22 protein-coding genes are annotated in these 24,545 nt (G+C 60.3%); 12 read left to right on the top strand and 10 right to left on the bottom strand.

Going from position 1 to position 24,545, the window contains the following annotated elements; genetic code table 11:
• Positions 1–6: 6 nt before the first annotated feature.
• Both FS804_RS05925 and thrC read right to left on the bottom strand, forming a co-directional pair.
• On the bottom strand, positions 7–1,305 hold the full coding sequence (locus FS804_RS05925; RefSeq protein ID WP_063947791.1) for a pitrilysin family protein: 1,299 nt from the start codon (positions 1,303–1,305) through the stop codon (positions 7–9).
• 21 nt (positions 1,306–1,326) lie between these two features.
• On the bottom strand, positions 1,327–2,724 hold the full coding sequence (thrC, locus tag FS804_RS05920) for a threonine synthase (RefSeq protein ID WP_063947826.1): 1,398 nt from the start codon (positions 2,722–2,724) through the stop codon (positions 1,327–1,329).
• A 272-nt stretch (positions 2,725–2,996) separates the two neighbouring features.
• On the opposite strand from thrC, the gene FS804_RS05915 reads away from it, so the two are divergent.
• Positions 2,997–3,539 (top strand): PilZ domain-containing protein, encoded by a 543-nt coding sequence (locus FS804_RS05915; protein ID WP_186376734.1) that lies wholly within the window; start codon positions 2,997–2,999, stop codon positions 3,537–3,539.
• Between the two features lie 180 nt (positions 3,540–3,719).
• On the opposite strand, the gene FS804_RS05910 is transcribed toward FS804_RS05915, so the two are convergent.
• Positions 3,720–4,409, bottom strand: coding sequence for an HAD family hydrolase (locus FS804_RS05910; RefSeq protein WP_003520496.1), 690 nt, complete (start codon positions 4,407–4,409; stop codon positions 3,720–3,722).
• Positions 4,410–4,621: 212 nt separating this feature from the next.
• On the opposite strand from FS804_RS05910, the gene FS804_RS05905 reads away from it, so the two are divergent.
• Both FS804_RS05905 and FS804_RS05900 read left to right on the top strand, forming a co-directional pair.
• Positions 4,622–5,302, top strand: coding sequence for a GntR family transcriptional regulator (locus FS804_RS05905; RefSeq protein ID WP_063947792.1), 681 nt, complete (start codon positions 4,622–4,624; stop codon positions 5,300–5,302).
• A gap of 44 nt (positions 5,303–5,346) precedes the next feature.
• The gene (locus FS804_RS05900) at positions 5,347–5,805 is read left to right on the top strand and encodes a DUF1284 domain-containing protein (RefSeq protein ID WP_144576343.1); all 459 of its coding nucleotides are present in this window, start codon (positions 5,347–5,349) and stop codon (positions 5,803–5,805) included.
• Here FS804_RS05900 and FS804_RS05895 read toward each other — a convergent pair.
• Positions 5,765–6,865, bottom strand: coding sequence for a hypothetical protein (locus FS804_RS05895; protein WP_371417816.1), 1,101 nt, complete (start codon positions 6,863–6,865; stop codon positions 5,765–5,767). The two genes, FS804_RS05900 and FS804_RS05895, sit on opposite strands and share 41 nt — an antisense overlap.
• A 235-nt stretch (positions 6,866–7,100) precedes the next feature.
• On the opposite strand from FS804_RS05895, the gene FS804_RS05890 reads away from it, so the two are divergent.
• The 3 genes from FS804_RS05890 to FS804_RS05875 all read left to right on the top strand — a co-directional run bounded on the left by FS804_RS05890 (position 7,101) and on the right by FS804_RS05875 (position 9,167).
• Positions 7,101–8,246 carry a site-specific DNA-methyltransferase gene (locus FS804_RS05890; protein ID WP_144575561.1) on the top strand — a complete coding sequence of 382 codons (1,146 nt, stop codon included), beginning with the start codon at positions 7,101–7,103 and terminating at the stop codon, positions 8,244–8,246.
• Positions 8,247–8,622: 376 nt separating this feature from the next.
• Entirely contained in the window at positions 8,623–8,874 is a 252-nt protein-coding gene (locus FS804_RS05880) for a type II toxin-antitoxin system ParD family antitoxin (RefSeq protein ID WP_144575559.1), read from the top strand.
• Between the two features lie 2 nt (positions 8,875–8,876).
• Positions 8,877–9,167 (top strand): type II toxin-antitoxin system RelE/ParE family toxin, encoded by a 291-nt coding sequence (locus FS804_RS05875; RefSeq protein WP_186376673.1) that lies wholly within the window; start codon positions 8,877–8,879, stop codon positions 9,165–9,167.
• A gap of 31 nt (positions 9,168–9,198) precedes the next feature.
• Here FS804_RS05875 and FS804_RS05870 read toward each other — a convergent pair whose 3' ends face one another.
• On the bottom strand, positions 9,199–9,810 hold the full coding sequence (locus FS804_RS05870; protein ID WP_144575555.1) for an HAD family phosphatase: 612 nt from the start codon (positions 9,808–9,810) through the stop codon (positions 9,199–9,201).
• On the bottom strand, positions 9,807–10,910 hold the full coding sequence (gene mutY / locus FS804_RS05865; protein ID WP_144575552.1) for an A/G-specific adenine glycosylase: 1,104 nt from the start codon (positions 10,908–10,910) through the stop codon (positions 9,807–9,809). Before mutY ends, FS804_RS05870 begins: the two co-directional genes overlap by 4 nt.
• A 97-nt stretch (positions 10,911–11,007) precedes the next feature.
• Here mutY and FS804_RS05860 point away from each other — a divergent pair, with 97 nt between their 5' ends.
• From FS804_RS05860 to FS804_RS05845, 4 genes are all read left to right on the top strand, one after another.
• Positions 11,008–11,535 carry a DUF721 domain-containing protein gene (locus FS804_RS05860; RefSeq protein WP_063947797.1) on the top strand — a complete coding sequence of 176 codons (528 nt, stop codon included), beginning with the start codon at positions 11,008–11,010 and terminating at the stop codon, positions 11,533–11,535.
• Between the two features lie 127 nt (positions 11,536–11,662).
• Positions 11,663–12,343 carry a DsbA family protein gene (locus FS804_RS05855; RefSeq protein WP_063947798.1) on the top strand — a complete coding sequence of 227 codons (681 nt, stop codon included), beginning with the start codon at positions 11,663–11,665 and terminating at the stop codon, positions 12,341–12,343.
• A gap of 84 nt (positions 12,344–12,427) precedes the next feature.
• Positions 12,428–15,895, top strand: a complete 3,468-nt coding sequence (locus tag FS804_RS05850; protein ID WP_144575549.1) for a chromosome segregation SMC family protein — start codon at positions 12,428–12,430, stop codon at positions 15,893–15,895.
• 295 nt (positions 15,896–16,190) lie between these two features.
• Positions 16,191–16,715, top strand: a complete 525-nt coding sequence (locus FS804_RS05845; RefSeq protein WP_186376672.1) for a DUF4375 domain-containing protein — start codon at positions 16,191–16,193, stop codon at positions 16,713–16,715.
• A gap of 84 nt (positions 16,716–16,799) precedes the next feature.
• On the opposite strand, the gene FS804_RS05840 is transcribed toward FS804_RS05845, so the two are convergent.
• Complete coding sequence (locus tag FS804_RS05840) at positions 16,800–17,777, bottom strand: VOC family protein (protein WP_144575543.1); 978 nt, start codon at positions 17,775–17,777, stop codon at positions 16,800–16,802.
• 227 nt (positions 17,778–18,004) lie between these two features.
• Here FS804_RS05840 and ppdK point away from each other — a divergent pair, with 227 nt between their 5' ends.
• Complete coding sequence (ppdK, locus tag FS804_RS05835; protein ID WP_063947802.1) at positions 18,005–20,731, top strand: pyruvate, phosphate dikinase; 2,727 nt, start codon at positions 18,005–18,007, stop codon at positions 20,729–20,731.
• On the opposite strand, the gene FS804_RS05830 is transcribed toward ppdK, so the two are convergent.
• The 3 genes from FS804_RS05830 to FS804_RS05820 form a co-directional block, all read right to left on the bottom strand.
• A complete protein-coding gene (locus tag FS804_RS05830; RefSeq protein ID WP_006310254.1) occupies positions 20,709–20,981 on the bottom strand; it encodes a hypothetical protein in 273 nt (90 codons plus the stop codon). The genes ppdK and FS804_RS05830 overlap by 23 nt on opposite strands.
• Before the next feature lie 166 nt (positions 20,982–21,147).
• Positions 21,148–21,480: an MliC family protein gene (locus tag FS804_RS05825; RefSeq protein ID WP_144575540.1), complete on the bottom strand. Its 333-nt coding sequence runs from the start codon at positions 21,478–21,480 to the stop codon at positions 21,148–21,150.
• 204 nt (positions 21,481–21,684) lie between these two features.
• Positions 21,685–23,049: a dicarboxylate/amino acid:cation symporter gene (locus FS804_RS05820; protein WP_144575536.1), complete on the bottom strand. Its 1,365-nt coding sequence runs from the start codon at positions 23,047–23,049 to the stop codon at positions 21,685–21,687.
• A 463-nt stretch (positions 23,050–23,512) separates the two neighbouring features.
• Between FS804_RS05820 and FS804_RS05815 the strand changes: the two genes are divergently transcribed.
• Positions 23,513–24,433 (top strand): DUF1499 domain-containing protein, encoded by a 921-nt coding sequence (locus tag FS804_RS05815; RefSeq protein ID WP_144575533.1) that lies wholly within the window; start codon positions 23,513–23,515, stop codon positions 24,431–24,433.
• The last annotated feature ends 112 nt before the right edge of the window (positions 24,434–24,545 follow it).

The raw sequence follows: 24,545 nt of genomic DNA, 5'->3' as shown, positions 1-24,545 counted from the left end.
GTCGGTTTATCCGTTCGCCTTTATCCTTGCGGGCTGCTGCGCGGAAAGCGCGGCGGTCATGTCTGAGAGCGGCGGCAGATGTTCGAGCGGGCCAATGGCGGACAGTGTCGGAACTGTATCGAAAAACAGGCGTCCTGCAAGATCGGTCAGACGCTCCCGGGTGATGTCCTCCAGACGCGTCATCATCTCCTCATTGGGAATGGGGCGACCATACAGCATCATCTGCCGGGCGATCTGGCCGGCGCGGGCGGCGGGGCTTTCCTGTCCCATCAGCAACTGTGCCCGGATCTGTGCGCGGGCACGGTTGATTTCTTCCTGATGGATAATCTGGGACGACTTGCGCAATTCATCGACGATGACAGGCATCAGCTCAGGCAGATCGTTGCCGCCGGTCGCGGCATGCACGCCGAAGATGCCTGTATCGGAAAAGCCCCAATGAAAAGCATAGACCGAGTAGCACAGGCCCCGGGACTCGCGCACTTCCTGAAACAGGCGCGAAGACATGCCGCCACCGAGAATATTGGCGAGGATCTGCGAACAGTAGAAATCGCGGGCGTGGTAGGCCTTGCCCTCGAAACCGAGCAGGACCTGCGCATCCATGAGGTCGCGGGTCTCGCGGATTTCCCCGCCGGTATAGATCGCCTTTTCCATCACGGGCGGTGCCGCAGGCACCAGCGGCAGCGACGCAAAGCGCTCCTCGACCTGCTTCACGAAGCTTTCATGATCGACAGCGCCTGCCGCGACGACGAAGATGCGGTCCGTCGTATAGTTGCGCGCGAGATAGTGCCTGATCTGGCCGCTCGTGAAAGATTGCACGGTATCGGGCGTGCCGAGGATCGGGCGGCCGATCGTCTGGTCGCGATAGGCGACGCCGGAGAAATTGTCGAAGATCACGTCGTCAGGCGTATCGGTCGCAGCGCCGATTTCCTGGAGGATGACGTTTTTCTCGCGCTCCAGTTCGTCTTCGTCGAACAGCGATTCCGTCAGGATATCGGCAAGGATATCGACGGCGAGCGGCACATGGTCCTTGAGGACGCGGGCATAATAAGATGTGGTTTCCGTCGATGTCGCGGCGTTGACTTCACCACCGACATTTTCGATCTCTTCAGCGATCTGCCGGGCCGTGCGGCGCGCGGTGCCCTTGAAGGCCATATGTTCGAGAAGATGGGCGATGCCGTGCTCGGCATTCGTCTCGTTGCGGGAGCCGGATTTGATCCACACCCCAAGAGCGACGCTTTCGAGATGTGGCATTCTTTCCGTGACAACGGTCAACCCGGACGACAGCCGGGTCAAATTTACTCTCATACTCAACGTCTTTCCGCGTTTCTATTTGCCGGCGCGTGCATGTTTGCCGATGAAGCTTTCCACGGCTTTAAGCTCCGCCTCCAGAATGTCGAAACGCTCCTCCCGGTTCATGATGTCAGCTAGCCATACTGGAAGCGCAGGCTCGATTGCGCAAGCGGATTTTACAGCGGCCGGAAATTTTGCGGGGTGCGCGGTCGATAGGATAACCATCGGGGAGGATGCTTTTTCGTGTTTCTCAGCCACGAAAACGCCTGTCGCCGTATGCGGGTCGATGAGGTAGCCGGTCTTATCAAGCGTATTTCTGATGGTCGCTGCCACCTGTTTTTCGGTGGCGCGTCCGGCACGGAAGTCCTTTTTGATGAACTTCAGCGCCTTGGCCGGGATTTCAAACGCGCCCGACTGCTTGAGGCCGTCCATCGATGACTTTACGGCGGCGGAATCGCGGTCATAGGCTTCAAACAGCAGGCGCTCGAAGTTGGACGAAATCTGGATGTCCATCGAAGGCGAGGTGGTGGGCCTGACGCCGCGCATCTCGTAACGGCCGGTCTTCAGCGTGCGTGCCAGAATGTCGTTGTCATTGGTGGCAATCACCAGCTTGTCGATCGGCAGGCCCATCTTCTTGGCGACGTAACCCGCAAATATATCGCCGAAATTGCCTGTTGGAACCGTGAAGGACACCTTTCGGTCCGGGCCGCCGAGCGAGAGCGACGCGGTGAAATAATAGACCACCTGCGCCATGATGCGCGCCCAGTTGATGGAGTTGACGCCGGAAAGCTTCACGCTGTCGCGGAACTTCACGTCGTTGAACATTTCTTTCACCAGCGTCTGGCAATCGTCGAAATTGCCGTTGATCGCCAGCGCATGCACGTTGGACGCGGTGGAGGTCGTCATCTGGCGCTGCTGCACCGGAGAGACCTTGCCGTTCGGGAAAAGGATGAAAATGTCGGTGCGCTCTCGCCCGGCAAAGGCGTCGATCGCCGCACCGCCGGTGTCGCCCGAGGTCGCGCCAACGATCGTCGCGCGTTCGCCGCGCTCCGTCAGCGTGTAGTCCATCAGGCGGGCAAGGAGCTGCATCGCCACATCCTTGAAGGCGAGCGTGGTGCCGTGGAAAAGTTCCAGCACGAACGTGTTTGGGCCGGTCTGGGTCAGCGGTACGACGGCCGGATGGCGGAAGGTCGCATAGGCGTCATCGATCATCGCCTTGAATTTGTCGGCCGGAATTTCGCCGCCGGTGAAACGGTAGAGAACCTCGAAGGCGACGTCCTGATAGGATTTGCCGCGCAGATTGCGGATTTCCTTCTTCGACATGGACGGCCACTCGCTCGGAACATAAAGCCCGCCGTCGCGGCCAAGGCCCGCCAGCAGCGCGTCGCAGAAACCAAGCGAAGGGGCGGCACCCCGGGTCGATACATATTTCACGAGATAGTCCCCTGTCCTAACCTGTCCGTCGCCGATCGCCGGCATCTTTCCAGCAGCGTCTCACCGAAATGAGGCGATTGGGGAGGTAATGAAGGGCTTTTTTGAAAATTCAAGCAAAACCGAACATGCCAATCGATTTTTTCCGGCGTCGCTGCTATAGACCATCGCCAACCTGCGTGAAAGGTCAATAAACAGCGTCTGCGGTTCGGTTCCGGGACAATGGAGAGGGAATTAGAAGAGTGTCAGGGAATTTCTTGCGTTTGTCCGCTGCGATGTCGCTTCTGGCCGTTGTTGCCGGTTGCAATTCCTCCAACCCGTCGGACTCGCTCGCCGTCAATCCGCCGGCCGCGCAGGCCAATGCCGTTACGCCGGTCGTTCAGGCCAACTGCCCGACGGTCACCATTCTCGACGCGACTGCCGTCCACCGCGTCTATGTCGGCGGTGCGAAGGACGACCCGCAGAAGCTCGCCTATCAGGTTTCGCTGTCAGACACGACGCGCTCCTGCACCGCCAATGAATCGACGCTCACCGTCAATGTGCTGGCCCAGGGCCGCCTCGTTCCCGGCCCGATGGCCAAGCCGGGCCGCGTGACCGTGCCGATTCGCGTGACGGTGAAGGATGGCGATGGTGAGATTTTCAGCGAAACGACCAATTACGCCATCGATGTCGCGGCAGGTGGCGCGGGCACCCAGTTCATCTTCAACAACGACCACGTCGCCATCCCCAATGCCCCGGGCGGCGCACCGAGGTCCGTCAGCGTCTATGTCGGCTTTGCCGAGCAAGGCGCGAAGGCCAAGACCAAGCGTCGTACATGAGGTAGAAACCGGAGGCTGCTTTGCGGTCTCCGGTCAGATCGCGGATAAAGCGCTCCTAACGCGCGACGTCATCCTCGGGCTTATCCCGAGGATCCAGCCACTTATTGTAAAGTCAAACTGTTGCAGACGCTCGGGACAAGCCCGAGCATGACGTAGTGGCGCTTGTGACAAAGCCGGAAATTAAAAAGCGCCTTCCCACTCCGCCATCGCCGCAATCACGGCGGGCAGGTCCTGCATGCGCGAAATCACGGTTTCGGCGCCCGCATCGGTCAGCCGGTCGGCGTGGCTCGGATAGGTGTGGGATGCGCCGGTAAAGCCGATCACGCGCATGCCGGCCGCTCTTGCGCCATGGATGCCGTGCACGGAATCTTCGACCACCACCACGCGGTCGGGCGAGACGCCGAATTGTGCTGCGCCATGCAGAAAAATATCGGGCTTCGGCTTCACGCGGTCGGCGCCGAGGTCCTTGGCGGAATAGATATGCGGTGCGAAGTAGGGCTTCAGGCCCACTTTCGTGAGCATCATATCTAGGCGGTGGCTGGAAGAATTCGAGCAAATGCAGCGCGGCGTCGTCAGGCGCGACAGCGCGAACTTCACGCCCTCGATAATCTTCACGTCGCGCTCCAGCCGCATGTCGAGCAGTTTTTCCGATTTATCGAGCAGCGAGGCTGAGAGCGGAATGCTGGCTTCGCTTTCCACCTGTAGAAGAATGTTCTTCCATGTCATGCCGGCGAAACGCTCGCCCATTTCTTCCACTGAGATCGGATAACCCGCCTCGGTCAGAAGGCGGGATTCCACCTGCGCCGCGATGATTTCGGAATCGACCAGAACGCCGTCGCAGTCGAAAATAATGAGGTCGAAGCCGCTCATGGGGCGCTCCCTGTATCGAATTTGCCTGGAGGAAGTGATGGCGGGCTTTTAGACCAAGTCCGCTTCAAGCTCAACCGGCTCACCCGCAAGGGTCGGTCCCATCAGGCTCACAGCTTGATAGATTAGAGGATCGGCGGCGGTGGGAGCGTACATTAGCTTGAGCGGGCTAAAAAATGCTACACAGCGCCGCGCCATATGCGATATGGGGTGGTATGCCCAAGCCAGAGAAAACGACGCCTGAAGACACTATCGCCGCACGCATCAGCCGCACGCTTGCCGACCGTATCGTGCGCGGCGAGCTGTCGCCCGGCGAACGCCTGAGGCAGGACCACATCGCCGCCGAATTCGGCGCGTCGCATGTGCCCGTGCGCGAGGCCTTCCGCCGCCTTGAAGCCCAGGGGCTGGCGGCAAGTATCCCGCGGCGTGGAGTGAGGGTGGCTGATTTCGGGCTCGAGGATGTGCGCGAGGTGGCCGAAATGCGTGCTGCTCTTGAGGTTCTCGCTCTGCGCCACGCCATCCCCAATATGACACCAGCCATTCTGGACCAAGCGGAGGCCGCGACGCTCGAAGGTGACAGCGCCGTCGATGTGCAGCATTGGGAAGAGGCCAATCGCCGTTTCCACCGCCTCATCACCGCGCCCTGCAACATGCCGCGCCTGATGGAAGCGATCGACGGCCTCCATGCAGCCAGCGCCCGCTTCCTGTTTTCCGCCTGGCGGGCCGGCTGGGAACGCCGCACCGATACCGACCATCGCGCCATCATTGACGCGTTGCGCGGCGGCCGGGGCGAGGAGGCGGTGCGCATTCTCGACGGACATGTGCAATGGATCGGCCGCAAGGCGATCCGCACCTCGTCCGGTTCGGTGCGCGACGCCTTCGCCATCGTTGGATAGGGCGGGCTGTGACAGTCCGCCTGCGGCCCCATCATCTCCTGTGCATGCTGACCTATGTCGGAAAAGGCTACACGTCCGGTTTTGTCGAGAATTACGATGGCGTGGCCGCGCGATTGAATGCGGGCGAGGATGTCGAACTGGTGGATGGTCCCGACGATATCTGCGAAGGCTTGCTCTGCGAAAGCCATGCGCATTGTTTTAATCACGGCGTGGTGCAACGGGATGAAACCGCCCGCCAGTCCGTTTCGGCCTTCCTGGGCGAGCCTCTCCCTGCCGGCAAGCGATTGCCGGCCACACCTGATTTTCTTGGCAGGATGCGTCTGGCCTTTGCGTCAGGCGATATCAGGCAGGCCTGTCGCGGCTGCCAGTGGATCAGGCTGTGTGACCGCATCGCCGCCTCTGGCTTCGGCGGCGTGAAGATCAGTCCGGCGCCAGACGGCGGCAGGGCTGAACCGCTGGCGCCTATTCCGCCACGGTCGTCTCGGTTCTCTCAGCGGCCTTGACGGTGACGGTCATCTCCTTCGGGTCGCGGCCGGACTTCTTGTCGTAGCTCACCTTGACCGCATAATCGCCGGGGTGCAGCGTCTCCTGATGTTTCGTGCCGTATCGACCCGAAATCTCCTTCTGCGTGCCCTGAAGGTCTTTGGTGGTTTCGACGATATCGATCCGTTCGGCGCCAGGAGCGTTGATGGCAAGAACGCCTGCATCGAGATTGAGCGTGACTTCCGTGCGCTCGCCGGCCTTGACGGTAAAGGCCTTGTCGACCATCACCTTGCCGAGACGGGCGTGCATGACGAAGTCGCCCGCAGGCATCTCCATCATTTTCCCGGTGCCGTAGGTGCCGTTGATGGTCTGGCGGGTGCCATCCAGCGTCTGTTCCGCCGACATGGCTTCAAACCTGATGTCGTCGGTCTCCACCGCGCGGCCGCCCTCGGCATAAACCGCCTTGGCAACCACTACGCCGCTCGGGATGATGACATCATGGCTGATCCTGTCGCCCGCCTTGACGGATAATGTTTCCTGCGCTTTCGCCGGGCCGATGCTGCCGGTCAGGACGATCTCGCCTGCCGGGACAAAAACGCTGTTGCGGCCATAGACGCTGTCCTTGAAGTCGTCCTTGGTGATTTCCGTTTTCGCCTGGGTTTCGACGTCGCCATCGGGTTTCCGTTTCGGCACGACCGTCAACTCGGCGGCGTCGAAATTCACTTTTGGCCTGGCCACGCTGCCGTCCTTCACTTCAAACGGCACTTCGCGGGTGACATTGCCAAGTGCGGCAACGCCGACATATTTGCCCGCCGGCAGCTTTGCCTCAAAGGTGGCGTCGTAGGATCCGCCAGCGTTGACGTCGGTGCGCACACCGGTGCGATCAGCCTTGTAGAAATCCCAGCGCACTTTGTCGGTGTTGCCAAGTGAAGGGCCGCCATCTGCAAGCACCGCATCGGTGACGACGTTATATTGGGGGCTCGGCTCCTGCGCAAAGAGGGGGGACGCCTGCATGGCCGTCCACGCGACGCCAAGCGCAAGTCCATTCAACAACCCGGCCGTTTTTTTTCTGGATCCCATGGCACCCACCCCCATCGACTGACAACTGTCACCACCCGCAAACGTCTGCGGCGGTCTAACCCATTGTGCACAACGTTTTAGGTACCATCGGGTTCCCGTCGCTGCCCCGCCAAAAGCCGGCCGCCTTCCGCCACCTGCCATTTATTTCGCATTTTCCGTGACTTGTTCAGGCTTTGATAACCATCTTCGGTAACCATAAGCGTCAGTAAAGAGTAAGCGTATGGAGCGAGTACCAATGGCAGCAGTTTTTCCGCTGGCCGATTTTCGGCGTGCCGGTTTTGATCGTGCGGGCGAGAGTGACGCCTGGAAAGACAGCATCATCAAGGGTGATTGTGTCGCTGCCTTGGATGCCCTCCCGAGCCAGTCGGTGGACGCGATTTTTGCCGATCCGCCGTATAATCTTCAGCTTGGCGGCACGCTGCACCGGCCGGATCAGTCGCTGGTCGACGCCGTCGACGACGAATGGGACCAGTTTGCCTCCTTCGAGGCCTATGATGCCTTCACCCGCGCATGGCTGCTTGCCTGCCGCCGCGTGCTGAAGCCGAACGGCACCATCTGGGTCATCGGCTCCTATCACAATATCTTCCGCGTTGGCGCCATGCTCCAGAACCTCGATTTCTGGATCCTGAACGACATCGTCTGGCGCAAGACCAATCCCATGCCCAACTTCAAGGGCCGTCGTTTCCAGAACGCGCATGAGACGATGATCTGGGCGAGCCGCGATCCGAAAGCCAAGAACTACACCTTCAACTACGATGCGTTGAAGGCCTCCAATGATGACGTCCAGATGCGCTCCGACTGGCTGTTCCCCATCTGCAGCGGCCATGAACGCCTGAAGGGCGAGGACGGCAAGAAGGTGCATCCGACGCAGAAGCCGGAAGCGCTGCTCGCCCGCATCATCATGGCCTCTACCAAGCCGGGTGATGTCGTGCTCGACCCGTTCTTCGGCTCCGGCACCACGGGCGCTGTCGCAAAACGCCTCGGCCGCCACTTCGTCGGCATTGAGCGCGAGCAGGATTATATCGATGCGGCGTCGGCACGCATCGCCGCCGTCGAGCCGCTCGGCAAGGCCGAACTGACGGTCATGACCGGCAAGAAGGCGGAACCCCGGGTAGCCTTCAACACCTTGGTAGAAAGCGGCCTCGTGCGCCCTGGACAGGTGCTGACGGACGCAAAGCGCCGTTATAGCGCCATTATTCGTGCGGATGGTACGCTCGCATCCGCCGGAACCGCCGGCTCCATCCACCGCCTCGGCGCGAAGGTGCAGGGTCTCGACGCATGCAACGGATGGACGTTCTGGCACTTCGAAGACGGCGACGCGCTGAAGCCGATCGATGATCTCAGAGCCATCATCCGCAGTGAAATGGCAAAGGCCGAATAGTCGAAAGCCCAAAAGGCCCACGACGGACGATCCACCGCCCGCCCTTGTCAGCATACGTCTCCACCCGGTTTCGTACCTTCAGTCCCGGATGGAGAACGACCAACGCTCGGCACATCAGTGTCGGGCGTTGGTATTTTCGAATATAGAATTTTAGCTAGACAAGTTTCGCGCAAGAGACGACAACTACTGTACTAGTCAAAGCAGTGGTTGTGAAAATCCGGTCTGGACAACTCACAAAAACATTGCGTCCAATGCCGCTTGCGGCAGGACTGGCGCAGGCCGGAGACCGCCATTTCCGCCTGCGCCAATTTCTTTTCCCGATCATTTTTTGACAAATCTTGCGAAATTTCGCACTCTGTCTTCATAGGAGATGAAGATGGCGACAATGAATATTTCGCTGCCCGGCCAGATGAAGGAATGGGTCGAAGCGCAGTCCAGAACGGGCCGTTACTCTAATGCCAGCGACTATGTGCGAGATCTCATCCGCAAGGATCAGGCGCGGAGCGAAAAAATCGCCGCCATGCAGGGCCTGCTGGATGAAGGATTGCACGCCCCCTCCGGACATCGTTCTGAAGATGCCATGTTTGCTGAGGCCGAAGCCCGCTCCATGAAACGTAACATTGGCTGACCATGGGGTTTCGCCTTTCTCTGCCTGCGGAAGAAGACGTCATCCGCATAGCGCAAGAAGGCATCGACCTGTTTGGACGTCAGCAAGCGCGACAATATCATCGCGAACTTTTTGCAGTCTTCGACCTGTTATCACGGAATCCGAGGATCGCACGCGAGCGTAGCGAGTTGTCGCCGCCGGTGCGCATTCATCCGTTCAAGGCACATCTCGTGGTCTATCTCGTTGAGGCGGACGACGACGTTCTCATCGTCCGCGTTCGCCATGGGCACGAGGACTGGGGCAATGAGCCTTAACGCGTGCCTCGAGATGACTTAAGGGCGGAACCTAAACCGCCACCCCAAACGCCCGCAAATCCTGCTTCAGCTTTTCCGCGCCGGTAAAATGCACCGCCTGCCAGCCGGCGGCCTGGGCGCCTTCGACATTGGCGAGCGTATCGTCGATGAAGAGACTGGTGGCCGGATTGAGGCCGAATTCTTGCGCGTGGAGATCATAGATCGCCACATCCGGCTTCAAAAGCTTCACATCGCCGGAAACGGTGACGCCGCGCGGTAAGGTGAGGAAGGGGAACATTTTCTGCGCCTCGCGAAACGTGTCGGAAGCGAAGTTGGTGAGCATCGTCACGTCATGGCCGCTGTCGATCAGGCCTGTCATGATGGCGACGCTGTCATCATAGGAATGCGAGACCATCTCATGCCAGAACTTGCGGAAGGAGCGGATATGCTCTTCCCGGTCCGGGAACTTCTCAACCAGCAAGGCCTCGGCGTCTTCCCAGCGGCGACCGCGATCCTGTTCGAGGTTCCAGTCATGGGTGCAGACATTCTCGAAGAACCATTGGCGCTCATCGGCATCAGGGATGAGGCGGCTATAGGGAATATGCGGATCGTAGTGGATCAGCACCTTGCCGATGTCGAATACGATATGCTCAATCTTGGTCATCGAAATTTCCTGCTTTCATTGAATGCGGATGGAATAGCCTGCGCGATGACTTTTTTCATCACCGTTGGCAGTGCCTGCGCGTCAAGATTTGTAACCGGCTCCCACCATCCGTCATCCGGGCGGGTCTGAAGCCTGTCCGGCACCTGCGCGCGATAGACTGTCAGCCGCAGTTCGAAATGGGTGAAGACATGCACGATAACGCCCGCCGCCTGCCATTCGGCGGAAAAGGGCGCGTGGCTCATCTCCGTGCCGCCATCCATGCGCGCGGTCCATGCCGTTGTCGGCACCTCGGTCATGCCGCCCAGAAGGCCGCTTTCGATCCGCCGCCGCAGCAGGATGTTACCCGCGGCATTTACTACTACAAATGCAGCACCGAGCCGCACCGGCTTTGCCTTCTTTGCGGCTTTCACCGGAAAGCGTTCGGGCTCGTCTTCCGCAAGCGCCCGACAGACGCCATTGAACGGACAGAGCGCGCAGGCCGGCCGTTTCGGCGTGCAGATCGTTGCGCCAAGGTCCATCATCGCCTGGGCAAAATCCCCCGGTCGGTCGGCGGGCGTCAGTTCCGCCACCTTTGCTTTCATCGCAGGCTTGGAGCCGGGCAGGGGCGCATCGATGGAAAAGAGCCGCGAAATCACGCGTTCGACATTGCCATCCATCACGGCCGCCTGACGATTGAATGCGATGGCAGCGACGGCGGCGGACGTATAGTCGCCGATACCGGGCAATTGCTTCAAACCCTCTTCCGTGTCCGGAAAGATGCCGCCATGCTCATTCGCCACGGCTTCCGCGCATTTCTTCAGGTTGCGGGCGCGGGCGTAATAACCGAGCCCCGCCCAGGCGGCCATGACGTCCTCGACCGGTGCCGCTGCCAGATCGTTGACGCTTGGCCACGTCGCGAGAAACTTGAGGAAATAAGGTTTTACCGCCTGCACCGTCGTCTGCTGCAGCATCACTTCGGAAAGCCAGACATGATAGGGATCGGCGCGTTTTCCCTTCGCTGCCATGGCGGGAGACGTGCGCCATGGCAATTCGCGATGATGCCGGTCGTACCATACGAGCAGCATCTGCGCATAAGACGACGGGGCGGTTTTTTGAAGCATGGTTTGCCGTTTCTGTTCGGTTTGGCCTATAGTTGGGACATCCGTAGCGGGCGATCAAGAAAATGTGGATCGCCCCCTCCAAAATCGCGAGTGAAACATGCGTTATCCCCAGAGCGGTGCCGGCAAAAAAAAGGGCGTCGTCCAGATCGCCGAAGTCGCCAATGGCATCATGGACCCGGTCCTATCGAAACGCGCAGGCATCAACACCGCGCTGCTCGGCTCCTGGGACGAGATCGCCGGTGATGACTTTGCCGATTGCACCCGCCCGGAAAAAATCACCTGGCCGCGCCGTGACGAGGGGCCGGATCGCGGCGGTTATCAGCCCGGCGTGCTGACGATCGCCTGCGAAGGCGCACGCGCGCTATTTCTCACCCACGCGCAGGGCGAACTCATCGCCCGCATCAACGGCTTTTTCGGTTTCCCGGCGGTGCGCCAGATCAGGATCGTGCAGAAACCGGTGTCGCAGGCCATCACCCGCCGACGCAAACCGCAGCCCCTGCGCGGCGATGCGGCAAAACGTCTCGATGACATGATGAACGGCATCGAGAGCGAGGCATTGCGCAAGGCGGTGGAACGGCTTGGCACGGCGGTCTTGCAGAAGAAGCCAGGGCGCAAAACGATTTGATGAAGGCGCCGTCCTTGACTGGTCACAATTCTTTGACAAGAAGAGTTCAGAACCCCGCTTGTGATGAACCGGCCGTCGCTATATCGGAATCAACAGACAATCGAGTCTATTACCAACAGGTGCTTTCATGCATTTTCCCGAACTGACCATTTCCCGTCGCAGCCTTCTCGGCGGCGTTGCTCTTGCCGCCATCGCCACGGCCCTGCCGTTTGCCTTCACGCCCGGTATTGCCCAGGCGCAGGAATTGCCTGAATCCACCGGTGATGTGGACATGGCTGCTGTCATGAAGCCCGGCCCGCTGCCGGAAGCAGCGCTCGGCGACGCCAACGCACCCGTCAAGATCGTCGAATATATGTCGATGACCTGCCCGCACTGCGCCAACTTCCACAACAAGACCTTTGAAGAAATCAAGAAGAAGTACATCGATACCGGCAAGGTCTATTTCGTGCTGCGCGAATTCCCGTTCGATCCGCGCGCCGCTGCCGCCTTCATGCTGGCGCGCTGCGCACCGGAAGGTCAGTATTTCCCCTTCGTTTCCATGCTGTTCAAGCAGCAGCAGAGCTGGGCAACCGCTCAGGATGCGCGTGCCGCCCTGCTGCAAATGTCGAAAATGGCCGGTTTCTCACAGGAGTCTTTCGAGGCCTGCTTGACGAACCAGAAACTTCTGGATGATGTGAACGCCACCATGCAACGCGGTGCGACGGAATTCGGCGTCAACTCCACGCCGACTTTCATCATCAACGGCAAGAAATACGCGGGAGACATGTCGGTTGAAACCATGTCGGCTGTCATCGACAAGCTGCTCTGATCACCGAAGCCTTCAGAAAGCGGGCGGCGGATATTTCCGCACGCCCGTTTTTTATTGCCGTTACTCCACCTGGAGCGTGGCGGCATGAAGTTCAACAAGCTCCGTCTCGTCGGTTTCAAGTCCTTCGTTGAACCATCCGAATTCATCATCGAGCCCGGTTTGACCGGCGTCGTCGGCCCGAACGGCTGCGGCAAGTCCAACCTCGTCGAAGCGCTGCGCTGGGTGATGGGCGAGAATTCCTACAAGAACATGCGCGCCTCCGGCATGGATGACGTCATCTTCTCCGGTTCCGGCAACCGTCCCGCCCGCAATACCGCTGAAGTCGGCCTTTATCTTGACAATTCCGACCGCACCGCGCCCGCCGCCTTTAACGACGCCGATGAAATTCAGGTGACGCGCCGCATCGAGCGCGAAAACGGCTCCGTCTACCGCATCAACGGCAAGGAAGCGCGCGCCAAGGATGTGCAGCTTCTCTTCGCCGATGCCTCCACCGGCGCACGCTCGCCCTCCATGGTGGGGCAGGGACGCATCGGCGAACTCATCAACGCCAAGCCGCAGGCCCGCCGCCAGCTGCTGGAAGAAGCGGCTGGCATTTCCGGCCTGCATTCCCGCCGCCACGAGGCGGAACTTCGACTGCGCGCCGCCGAGACCAATCTGGAGCGGCTGGAAGATGTGACCGCCCAACTGGAAAGCCAGATCGAGAGTCTGAAACGGCAGGCGCGCCAGGCCAACCGCTTCAAGATGCTGTCCGCCGATATCCGCGCCCGCGAGGCGACGCTGTTGCACATTCGCTGGGTGGAGGCGAAGGAAGCCGAAGGCGAGGCGGAAAGCGCGCTCAACCAGGCAACGAACATCGTTGCCGAAAAGGCTCAAGCCCAGATGGAAGCAGCCAAGCAGCAGGGCATCGCCAGCCTGAAACTGCCGGAGCTGCGCGAGGACGAGGCGAAAGTCGCCGCCGCCCTGCAACGCCTGCAAATCGCCCGCACTCAGCTGGATGATGAGGCCAACCGCCTGCTGCGCCGTCGTGACGAGCTGGCGCGCCGTCTGTCGCAGCTTGGCGAGGATATCGTCCGCGAGGAAAGGCTTGTCTCCGACAATGCCCGGATACTCGCGCGGCTGGACGAAGAAGAGGCCGAGCTCCTCGACATCCTCTCCGATTCCGGTCGCCACGCGGACGAGATGCGCGAGGCCTTCGAAGCCGCCGCCGTCAAGCTGGCGGAAAGCGAAGCCATATTCACGGCCATCACCGCCGAGCGCGCCGAGGCGGCTGCCGGCCGTCAGCAGCTGGAGCGGGCGATCCGCGATCTTTCCGACCGCAAGCTGAGGCTGGAGCGGCAGTCGCAGGAAGCAACGGCCGAGATCGGGGCCATTGACGAGAAACTCTCCGGCCTTCCGGACCCCGCGGAACGGCGCGAAGCCGTCGAGGCGGCTGAGATCGCCGTCGAAGACGCGATGATCGTGGTGGAGGAGGCCGAGGCTGCCGTTGCCGAGGCACGTTCGGCCGAAGCGCTGGCGCGCGCGCCGCTGGAAACGGCGCGGAACCGGCTGAACGCGCTGGACACCGAAGCGCGCACCATCACCAAAATCCTTGCCTCCAGCGCCGCCGCCAATGGCAGCTTCACGCCGGTGGCGGAAGAAATGACGGTCGAGCGCGGTTATGAAGCAGCACTTGGGGCGGCGCTCGGCGACGATCTCGAAAGCCCGCTTGATGCGAGCGCCCCCGCCTATTGGGGCGGCAATGGAAACGGTGCGGATGATCCCGGCCTGCCGCAGGGTGCCAAACCGCTTCTGGACTATGTGCAGGCACCGGATGCCCTCCGGCGCGCCCTTGCGCAGATCGGTGTCGTTGCAGACGTATCGGAGGCCCGACGCCTTCTACCGTCCCTGAAAGCCGGCCAGCGGCTGGTGACGCGCGAAGGCGCGCTGTTCCGCTGGGACGGCCATGTCGCCAGCGCCGATGCGCCGGGTGCCGCAGCACTTCGCCTGTCGCAGAAGAACCGCCTTGCCGAAATCGAAGCCGAACTGGATGAGGCCCGCTCCATTCTGGAAGAGGCGGAAGACCAGCTTGCCGCGAAAACCGAGGAGATCAGAAGCAGCGAATTGCGGCTTTCGGACGTGCGCGACCGGAACCGGCTCGCGACCCGTCAGCTTGCCGAGGCACGCGAGGCGCTGACATCGGCCGAACGCGCCTCGGGCGATCTTTTGCGCCGCCGCGATATCGTCTCCGAAGCATTGAACCAGATTGGCGCACAGATCGATGAGATCGCCGTTCAGGAGGAAAATGCCCGCATCGAAATGGAAGACGCGCCTGATCTTTCCCTGCTCGATTTCAAGCTGCGTGAAAGCCAGCTGGAAGTCGCGACCGATCGCGGCCTTCTCGCGGAAGCGCGCGCCCGCCATGAGGGCGTGAGCCGCGAGGCGGAAAGCCGTCAGCGCAGAATTCAGGCAATCGGGCAGGAACGTTCCACTTGGGCATCGCGGGCGGCAAGTGCCGCCGACCATATCGCCAGGCTGCGCGAACGTGAGGAAGAAGCGCGCGAGGAAATCGCCGAGCTGGACATCGCGCCCGAGGAATTCGACGAAAAACGCCGCAACCTCCTCGACGAATTGCAAAAGACCGAAGACGCCCGCCGCGCCGCCGCCGACCGGCTGGTCGAGGCCGAAAACCTGCAGCGCGCCGCCGACCGGGTGGCGGCAACGGCGCTTTCCGAACTGGCAGAAGCCCGCGAAAAGCGCGGCCGCGCCGAAGAGCGGCTGGTTTCCGCCCGCGAAAAACGGCAGGAGGCGGAACATCGCATCCGCGAAACGTTGAATACCGAGCCGCATATGGCGTTTCGCCTGACCGGCCTTGGCCCTGACCAGCCAAAGCCGGATATACGCGATGTCGAGCGCGATCTGGACCGGCTGAAGATCGAGCGCGAGAGGCTTGGCGCCGTCAATCTGCGCGCCGAGGAAGAACAGGCCGAGCTCTCCGCCAAGCTCGCGGCGCTGATCAAGGAGCGGGACGATATCATCGATGCCGTACGCAAGCTGCGCGCCGGCATCCAGAGCCTCAATCGCGAAGGTCGCGAGCGGCTGATTGCCGCCTTCGACGTGGTCAATTCACAGTTCCAGCGACTGTTCACCCATCTCTTCGGCGGCGGCACGGCGGAATTGCAGCTGATCGAATCCGATGATCCGCTCGAAGCCGGCCTCGAAATCCTCGCCCGTCCGCCGGGCAAAAAACCGCAGACCATGACGCTGCTGTCAGGCGGCGAGCAGGCGCTGACGGCCATGGCGCTGATCTTCGCGGTCTTCCTGACCAACCCCGCGCCAATCTGCGTGCTGGACGAGGTGGACGCGCCGCTCGACGACCATAATGTCGAGCGCTATTGCAACCTGATGGACGAAATGGTGGCCTCCACCGAAACCCGCTTCGTCATCATCACCCACAACCCCATCACCATGGCCCGCATGAACCGCCTCTTCGGTGTCACCATGGCCGAACAGGGTGTATCTCAACTCGTGTCGGTCGATCTGCAGACCGCCGAGCAGCTCCGCGAAGCCGTCTGAGCCCGACCGCAAAATTCTCTTAAAACGCGAATTTTTCAGCCGATATCACCCATTCGGGTGGGCAAAGACCCGCGCTCCCTTGCTATCATCATCGCGAGCCTCAGGGTGCTCTCCCAGAACCCCTCCATCCGGTTTCCTGTACCGGATGGGTTGCCTTGCGAGGTTGCTGCAACAGCCTCGCAAGGCATTTCTTTTCCAAATGCCATCTGCGTCGTGCTCGACGTTTGCATCTTTATACTCAATGGGACGATATCTTTAATTGCTGGGCTTATAAAGGTTGTTGATGAAAATTTATATGAATTCTGCTTACGTGGACGATAATAGAATTTTCGTTGAAACTTTTTTCGACTATATGGACATATATATTCAAAGGATGACTTATAACAGTAACGAATCCATTTCGAGTATACGTTGCGCAGAGGTGGAAATAGCTCGAGCATTGCGATATGAAGGTGAAGTTAATAATGGTGGTCACTACCAATATATAAATAACCTTGATGGAGATCAGGCCGAGATGGCGATCGCGCTTGATGGCCTTACTCTCTTAGGTGCTGAAAGACAGGTGAACATTCTTCGCGAAATGATTCGCTGGACGAAGGCCAATCCCAAGGAAGTGTATCGTATGTTGAGTGCCGACGATTATATAAAACAACCGTTGCTTGAGTCTCTGGATGACGATTTATTTTCAATTCCGTCAGAACTATCGGTTAGTCAGCACGCCGCGAATTGGCTAAGAAAAAACGGCAATTTCGTTTATGTGACGGAGGAACAGTACGAAGAAATAAGACAACGGCTTTTCACGTCTGGGCTTGTTAATTAGCCGTCCTTTCAAGCCATGTAACTCAGTCATGGCGATAAGGCTGCTGTTGGGGATGAGATTGGACGTCGTCTACTTCTTAACCTCTCAAGCTTCCCCCGGCACCAGCCGCAGCCGCGTGCCCCATGGGTCGATTGCCTCCACCACATTGTTCTCCATCTCCACCAGCACGTAACCGGCCGCTCGCAACCGCGTTTTCTGCGCCTCCAGATTGGCGGGATTGCGCACGATGATCGAAAACCAGTCGAGGCCGGTTTCCATGGCGTTTCGTTCCTTTGCGCCGCGGCTGTTCCAGGTGTTCACTGCCAGATGGTGATGGTAACCGCCGGAGGAGAGGAAGGAGGCGTCCGCGCGCGCATCCTGCGTCGGTTGTAAACCCACCGCCTGCTCATAAAAGGCACGGGCGGGGGCGATTTCACCGACACGCAGGTGAACATGGCCGATGCGTATGCCGGTCGGCGCGGCCTCAAAATCGCTTTTCGTCGTGTCGGTCAGCGCCACCAGATCATCGACATCGAGCGGCTCCGTGCCCATCTTGACCACGTTACCGCTCCAGACCCATGTGTCCTTTGGTCGGTCGCTATAGACCTCGATGCCGTTGCCTTCGGGATCGCTAAGATAGACCGCCTCGCTCACATTATGATCGGCAAAGCCGGTCAGGGGCACCTGCTTGAGCGCCGCATGCACCAGCCAGCGCGCCAGATCCTTGCGGGAGGGCATCAGGTAGGCGATGTGAAACAGGCCGGCGGAAGTCGGGCTCTCGAAATCCGCCGCCGGCTTGTGCACGAGATCGAGCAGGGGCACTGTCCCAACCCCCAGCGTCACGCCCCTTGCCGTCCGCTCCACCTCGTTGAAGCCGAGAACCGAGCGATAATAATCGATCATCGGATCAAGCTCACGCACCCGCAATGCCGCTTGGCCGATATGCATGGGCGTCGTCAGGGCGAAGGGAACGGCGGCAATTGCAGGGGAGTTGTACCCTTCTGCCCTTAACGCGCCGGCAAGTGCACTGGCTGCACAGGAAATTCCGGCAAATTTAAGCGTCTGGCGGCGGGTAAATTGCATGAATAATCTCTTTGTCGCGATTTGAATGGCTTAGGAAACACTCCGTTACTTCGCATTACACGAATGCGTCAGTGCTGCTGTTATGTCGTGTTTAAGGCAATTCTGGCGCGGAATCCGCCGCAATTATGCTGCACTGCGATGTAAACTGCTCCCAGTGGCGTTTCCAACATGCCGCCGATGCTGTAGATGATAGAAAAATGACAACGCTTCTGGGTGGAGAGCGTGGAATGAAAAAATGGGTTTATACCTTCGGCAACGGTGTCGCCGAGGGCAGGGCAGGTGACGTTGCCATATTGGGCGGCAAGGGCGCAAACCTTGCCGAAATGGCAAGTCTCGGCCTACCCGTTCCTCCCGGCCTCACCATTATCACCGATGCCTGCGCGCTTTATCACAAGAACGGACGCGATCTGCCTGATGACCTGAAGGTTCAGGTCATGGCGGGCCTGCATGGCATGGAAACCGTGACGGGCAAAACCTTCGGCGGCAGCCAGTCGCCGCTGCTCATCTCCGTTCGCTCCGGCGCGCGTGCCTCCATGCCCGGCATGATGGATACGGTGCTCAATCTCGGTCTCAACGACCGCACCGTCGAGGCGTTGGGTCACGATGCGGGCGATGCCCGTTTCGCCTGGGACAGCTATCGCCGCTTCATCCAGATGTATGCCGATGTCGTCATGGGCCTCGACCATGAAATGTTCGAGGAAATCCTCGAAGATGAAAAAGGCCGGCTTGGTCACGAATATGATACGGACATGTCTGCGGTCGAGTGGCAGCACGTCGTTTCGCTTTACAAGAAGCTGATCGAGGATGAGCTTGGCGAGGCCTTCCCGCAGGACTGTCATGTCCAGCTCTGGGGCGCAATCGGCGCTGTGTTCGCCAGCTGGACCAACCACCGGGCCGTGACCTATCGACACCTGCACAATATTCCCGGCGACTGGGGCACGGCCGTCAACGTGCAGGCCATGGTCTTCGGCAATCTCGGATCGTCATCGGCAACCGGCGTTGCCTTTACCCGTAATCCGTCGACAGGCGAGGCAGAGCTTTACGGAGAATTCCTCGTCAACGCGCAAGGCGAAGACGTGGTCGCCGGCATCCGCACGCCACAATCCATCACCGAAGCCGCGCGTCTCGCCTCCGGTTCCGACAAGCCTTCCATGGAAAAGCTGATGCCAGAAGCTTTTTCGGAATTCCTGGCGATCTGCAAGCGGCTGGAAACCCATTATCGCGACATGCAGGACCTGGAATTCACCATCGAGCGCGGCAAGCTCTGGATGTTGCAGACCCGCTCCGGCAAACGCACAACCCGAGCCGCGATGAAAATCGCTGTCGACATGGTAGAAGAAGGGCTAATTTCGCAGGAGGAAGCCGTCTGCCGCATTGAGCCGTCCTCACTCGACCAGTTGCTGCACCCGACCATCGATCCCGGCACATCCCGACCGATCATCGGCTCCGGTCTGCCGGCCTCTCCGGGGGCGGCGACGGGGGAAATCGTCTTTACCGCCGAAGAGGCGGTTGCGGCGGAAGCTGAAGGCCGCAGCGTCATTCTGGTGCGCATCGAAACCAGCCCGGAAGATATTCACGGCATGCATGCGGCCGAAGGCATTTTGACGACGCGCGGTGGGATGACAAGCCACGCCGCCGTCGTCGCGCGCGGCATGGGCATTCCCTGCGTCACCGGCGCGGGCTCCATGCGCGTCGACATGCGCAACAAGGTGCTGATCGGCGTCGGCTGCATGCTCAAACGCGGCGATGTCATCACGATTGACGGGTCCTCCGGCCGCGTGCTGAAGGGCGAGGTGCCGATGACGCAGCCGGAACTGTCAGGCGATTTCGGCAAGCTGATGGAATGGGCGGACGATCTGCGCCGGATGACCGTGCGCACCAATGCCGACACGCCGGCAGACGCCCGCGCTGCCCGTGCCTTTGGCGCTGAGGGCATCGGCCTCTGCCGCACCGAACACATGTTCTTCGAAGGCGACCGCATTCATGTGATGCGCGAGATGATCCTTGCCGAAAGCGAAAAGGGCAGGCGGGCAGCGCTCGATGAGCTTCTGCCGATGCAGCGTTCGGATTTCACCGAACTGTTCCAGATCATGCACGGCCTGCCGGTGACGATCCGCCTGCTTGACCCGCCGCTGCACGAATTCCTGCCGAAGACAGATGGCGAGATCGTCGAGGTCGCCGCCGCCATGGGTATGCCGCAGACGGTATTCCGCCAGCGGCTCGATGCGCTGCACGAGTTTAACCCGATGCTCGGCCATCGCGGCTGCCGTCTCGCCATTTCCTATCCCGAGATCGCGGAAATGCAGGCCCGCGCCATTTTCGAAGCCGCCGTTGCGGCGGCGCGCATCACCGGCGCACCCGTCGTGCCCGAGATCATGGTGCCGCTGGTGGGTCTGCGCTCGGAGTTGGATTATGTGACCGCGGTCATCGATGGCGTCGCCGCCGCCGTCGCCAAAGAGACAGGAATGGAGATCGAATATCTCACCGGCACCATGATCGAGCTGCCGCGTGCGGCCCTGCGTGCCCATGTCATCGCTGAAGCGGCGGAGTTCTTCTCCTTCGGCACCAACGATTTGACGCAGACCACCTTCGGTATCTCTCGTGACGATGCGGCCCGTTTCATCAATACCTATCAGCGCAAGGGCATCATCGAACGCGACCCGTTTATCTCGCTCGATTTCGACGGTGTCGGCGAATTGATCCGGATCGCCGCCGAACGCGGCCGCCAGACGCGGCCGGAGCTCAAACTCGGCATTTGCGGGGAACACGGCGGCGACCCGGCCTCGATCCACTTCTGCGAGGATGCCGATCTCGACTACGTCTCCTGCTCGCCCTTCCGTGTGCCGATTGCCCGCCTGGCAGCGGCGCAGGCGACTTTGGCCGCAAAGGCAAAGCAGGGCGAAACGCGCAGCAACGTTGCCTTCATTCCCGTCAGGGGTTCTGTCGGACGATGATCTGACGCTCGACGACGACGGGCCGGTAGAACATGTCGCGGTTCATCTGCGCCTGCCAGGCGCGGTTATCCGCGCGGCGGTCCATTTCCAGATCGAGAAGGCAACCGGCCATCGGGTCCGTTCCGGGGCGGAAACCATACCCCCGGCATGTCGCCTCATCCCGCGCCCGCCGCTCTTCCGGCGTCAGCGTCTGGCAGGCGGTGAGCGCCACAAGCGCGGCGAGCGAACCGAGGACGATGGAAACACGCATCTTGTTTCTCCCTGATATGACAGCCGTACGGCTCGTTTATTGCCGCGATTGATACGCCTGTTTGCATTTAGGGAAAAGCCGCGCAGGCGCGGAAAGTTGCCACCGCGCCTCGCTCCCATGCGCAAAGATTCCGGTGACGCTGCAATCGCCTGGCGCGTGCGCGCCGTCACTCCGTGCAGCCGGAAAGCAGCGTTTCCCGGCTGTCGCTCAGAGTGGCGTTGTTACCGTCGGTGCGCAGAACATAGGTGTAATTGCGATTGATCGCCTTATAGACGGCGCCGGACGCGGCCCTCTGCTCCGCCATTGGGATCATTTCGTCCATCTGCAAAAGGATTGCGAAACTTTTTCCGTCTGCGCCGTTAACGTAGACCACACGCATCGTCTCATTGTTTGCACAGGCGTAAGACACGGCGTCGACCGTCGTGGAACCGGCGGCTGCTGACGACACATGGGCACCAAGCGCCAGGATGCTCATGAATGTTAAAGATAATATTTTCATGTTCTTATTTTCCAAATTTTTGAGTTTACAAAGTTTTATCTCAAATATAACTGAATTATCAATGATATAAAATTCAGTTATATTTGCTTGTATTGTTTTTTATTTTGTCAAAAATGTGGATATTCTGGCGGCAAGCCGGGTGGCCCCAGGGAATTCAGGTGCGCTTCGAACTGAAGCGCACCTGGTCTTTTTATTAACTCTCCGTTAGGCCGTCACAACGTCCCGGTCATCGAGCGCGTCGATATCCTTCGCATTGTTGTAGACAGCCTCGTTGAGGATGCCCTCGCGCTTGGCGACGATGGTCGGCACCAGCGCCTGTCCGGCGACGTTGACCGCCGTGCGGCCCATGTCGAGGATAGGGTCGATGGCAAGCAGCAGGCCCACGCCTTCGAGCGGCAGGCCGAGCGTGGACAGCGTCAGCGTCAGCATCACCACGGCACCCGTCAGGCCCGCCGTTGCGGCGGAGCCGAGCACGGAAACGAAAACGATCAGCACATAGTCCTGAATGCCGAGGGGCACCTGGAAGAACTGCGCGATGAAGATCGCCGATATTGCCGGATAGATCGCCGCGCAGCCGTCCATCTTGGTGGTCGCACCGAGCGGCACGGAGAAGGCGGCATATTCACGCGGCACGCCGAGGCTCTTTTCCGTCACGGTTTCGGTGACGGGCAGCGTGCCGATCGAGGAGCGCGACACGAAGGCCAGCTGGATGGCCGGCCATGCGCCCGCAAAGAACCGCGAAGGCTTCAGCCCATGGGCGAGAAGCAGCGCCGGATAAACGACGAAGAGCACCAGCGCCAGACCGATATAAACGGCGGCCGCATACCAGCCGAGCTGCGACAGCGTCGTCCATCCATATTGGTCGACCGCGCGCCCAAGCAGACCGATGGTGCCGACGGGGGTGAGGCGGATGACCCACCACAGGATTTTCCGCACAATGGCAAGCAGCGACTGGTTGAAGGCGAGGAACGGCTCCGCCGCCTTGCCGGCTTTCAGCGCCGCGACGCCAAAGGCAATCGACACCACGAGCAGCTGCAGGACGTTGAAGTTCAGCGAGGTGCTGCCAGCGCCATTGTTTATCTTGGTCGAGGCTTCAAGCCCGAACACGTTAACGGGCACAAGACCCTTCAGAAAGTCCAGCCACGAGCCGGTGGAGGAGGGCGCTGCCGCTGCCGTATTGGCAATGGCGGTGTTGACGCCCGGCTGGATGACGAGGCCGAGCACGATGCCGATGACGACCGCTATCAGGGCGGTGATGGCGAACCACAACAGCGTCTGCCAGACGAGCTTTGCCGCATTGGAAAGGTTCTTGAGATTGGCGATGGAGGCAACGATGGCCGTGAAGATGAGCGGCGGCACGAGCGCACGCAGGAGCTGCACGAAAATCGTGCCAATGGTCTGCAGCGTCACCGAAAGCCAGTTGGGATTGCCCGCGGCATCCGGCCCAATGTTACGGGCAACAAGGCCCAGCAGAAGGCCGATAACCATGGCGATCAGGACCTGGAAGCCGAAATTGCGATAAAAGGGTTTAGACCCGGATGAGCGGATAGGTGTCGTTGCCTGTGACATGGCCTGTCTCTTTTTTATGCAAGAAAACGAGAATACTGCACTTTTCATACGCATTCTCGAGGGGAGTGGCGGAGAATACGCCGATTTCCTCAGCAATTAAGGAATGAACATGCGTATTTGTTGCATTACCGGGGGATCATTCTCTGGAGCGATTTAGATACGGAAAAATATTCCACCCTTTCGGCGCCTTCGCGGCCCGGCGCTCAAACGCTATCATTTGGCAGCGCCCTGGCAGCGATTCAGTCCTTCCAAAAACCACGTCCCGGCGGTGTGGACGGGTCTCGGTCGGAGGCCAGATCAGCTTCGCCACGAAGGAGAACGTCGCGCGGTTGACGGGTCTATTGCCTCTCCTTTGTTTTCCTTGGCGCCAATCCGGTCTATGACATCATATGCAGGTGATTCCCTGCCGATAATTCGGGTGCAACGCTCTTTAGCCAATGCGATCTAACGGATATCCGCTTTCATGACTGTGCGTTTCGTCCGGCCATTTTCGATTGCCGCCTATCTTTCCCGTTATCTGGGGCTTGCGGCGCTGGTGCTGTTTTTGATTGCGGCGGGCGTCCACCGGTTCGGCCCGCTGACGACGCCCGATTTTGTCGGCCTGCTCATCATCGCGGCGGGCATCGCGCTCGCGGCGGTCGTTCTGGCGCTGATCGGCCTGGAGCGCTTATGGACCAAGGGCGCGCGCGGCGGCCTTTCGGCGCTGGCGGCGCTGCTTCTGTCGGGCCTGCCGCTGGGTGTGGTTGGCTACGGCGCCTTTCTCTACGGGCAGCAACCGAAGATTTACGACATTTCCACCGATCTCAGCGACGTGCCGGAGTGGCTCGTGACGCCAGCCACCAACCAGCAATGGCTGGTGCGGCCCGCCGTCATCACCAAGGCTGATCGCGACGCGCAGATGGAGGCCTATGCCAGCCTCGCCGGCCGCCGCTATGAAGGCGCGATTGACCGCATCTATGCCGCCGCCAAAAAAATGGCTGCCGCCCAGTCCATCCACATTACCCATACAAAGGGCGTGATCGGAGCGGAAGATGCACCCTCTGTCGGCGTGCCGCCGCAGGATCGGACGCAGCCGGCGGAGGATGCGCCTGTTGAGGACCTGCCGTCTGTCGTGCCCGTGCCCATGGCCCGCCCGGCAGAAGCACCGCAGCCGACTTTCTTTAACGGCAGCGGGGTGGTGCTGATGCAGGGCGAAACCCGCACCCGCATCTGGGGCCTGCGTTTCGATATCCTCATCCGCCTCAGGGAAGAAGCCGAGACCACCATCGTCGACATCCGCGTCGCCTCCCGCTACGGCCCGCATGATCTTGGCATGGGCGCCGCGATTGCCGAAGCCTATCTCGATGCGCTGGATGCGGAAATGCAAGGTCTGAACGACAATTGAGGCCAGACGCCGAAGGCTTGGCTGGCGCTAAGCTTCGGCAAGATTTGGGCTCTGCATCGCCGCGAGTTTCTTCTCCCCGAGGGGGAGAAGGTGGCCCGAAGGGTCGGATGAG

This window comes from Agrobacterium sp. DE0009 (assembly GCF_007680755.1).
GTDB classification, from domain to species: domain Bacteria; phylum Pseudomonadota; class Alphaproteobacteria; order Rhizobiales; family Rhizobiaceae; genus Agrobacterium; species Agrobacterium tumefaciens_B.
The sequence above is the reverse complement of the archived record's forward strand: the minus strand, read 5'-3'. Positions and strand labels throughout refer to the sequence as shown.